The sequence below is a fragment of the Nostoc sp. 2RC genome, from assembly GCF_014222165.1.
Lineage (GTDB): Bacteria > Cyanobacteriota > Cyanobacteriia > Cyanobacteriales > Nostocaceae > Nostoc > Nostoc linckia.
Genome location: NZ_JACKZU010000708.1, coordinates 1 through 1313 on the forward strand (window position 1 = coordinate 1; position 1313 = coordinate 1313).

General features: G+C 45.5%; 1 protein-coding gene. It reads left to right on the forward strand.

Annotated features, from left to right (window positions below):
* The first annotated feature begins 47 nt into the window (after positions 1 to 47).
* Positions 48 to 1148, forward strand: a complete 1101-nt coding sequence (ruvB, locus tag GNE10_RS34560; protein WP_099068088.1) for a Holliday junction branch migration DNA helicase RuvB — start codon at positions 48 to 50, stop codon at positions 1146 to 1148.
* The last annotated feature ends 165 nt before the right edge of the window (positions 1149 to 1313 follow it).

Consider the following 1313-nt stretch of genomic DNA (forward strand, 5'->3'; position numbering starts at 1 on the left):
CCCTACCTCCCCACTCCCCAGTCCCCTAAAAAGTAGACAGCTGAATTATGGCGATAATCTCCTCGAAAAAACAGCCTCCAGAATCCAACGGAGAACCAAAACAGCGTCGGGAATCGGCGAAAGCAGCATCCACAAACGATATTTTGCAACCTGAAGCTGCTATTGACGAACAAGACAAACAAGAAGAAAGTATTCGACCGCAGCGATTTGCCGATTACATTGGGCAAAAAGATTTAAAGGATGTATTAGACATTGCCATTAAAGCAGCTAAGTCTCGTGGTGAGGTGCTGGATCACTTATTGCTGTATGGGCCGCCAGGATTGGGTAAAACCACAATGGCGATGATTTTAGCATCGGAAATGGGGGTAAATTACAAAATTACCAGTGCCCCAGCCTTGGAACGTCCGCGAGATATTGTCGGGCTACTGGTGAACATGAAACCGGGTGATATCTTATTTGTCGATGAAATTCATCGCCTCTCCCGAATGACAGAAGAAATACTCTATCCAGCAATGGAAGATTATCGCTTAGATATTACTATTGGTAAAGGTTCCAGCGCTCGCATCAGAAGTTTGCCGCTGTCAAAATTTACTTTAGTAGGAGCTACAACCCGCGTTGGTGCTTTAACTTCACCACTGCGCGATCGCTTTGGTTTAATTCAAAAACTGCGATTTTATGAAGTTGATGAACTCAGTAAAATTGTACTCCGAACCGCTGAATTGCTCAAAACCCCCGTTACAGAAGATGGTGCCGCAGAAATAGCGAGGCGATCGCGCGGGACACCACGTATTGCTAATAGACTACTCAAAAGAGTACGTGATTATGCTCAAGTAAAGTTATCTGGAGAGATTAACGAAAGCGTTGCATCCGAAGCATTGCAACTATTCCAGGTAGATCCCTGTGGTTTAGATTGGACAGACCGTCAAATGCTCAGTGTAATTATTGAACAATTTAACGGCGGCCCAGTGGGGTTAGAAACAATGGCAGCCGCAACAGGTGAAGATACCCAAACAATTGAAGAAGTATATGAACCTTACCTGATGCAAATTGGTTATTTAACCAGAACCCCCCGTGGGAGAATGGCCACAAAAGCAGCATACAAACATTTGGGATTTACGCCGCCTAGCGAACAATTGTCGTTATTGTAATTACGATAAATTGGGCATGGGGCATTGGGAAGAAGCAGTGGGGCAGAGGCAATACTGCTTGGTTTGTGCATTTTCAACTCGGAATTTTGTTTTGGGAAAAGGTGAGCCAGCGCGGTCTTGGGGGTTTCCCCCATGAGCGACTGGCGAACCCCGAAGGGGTTAAAG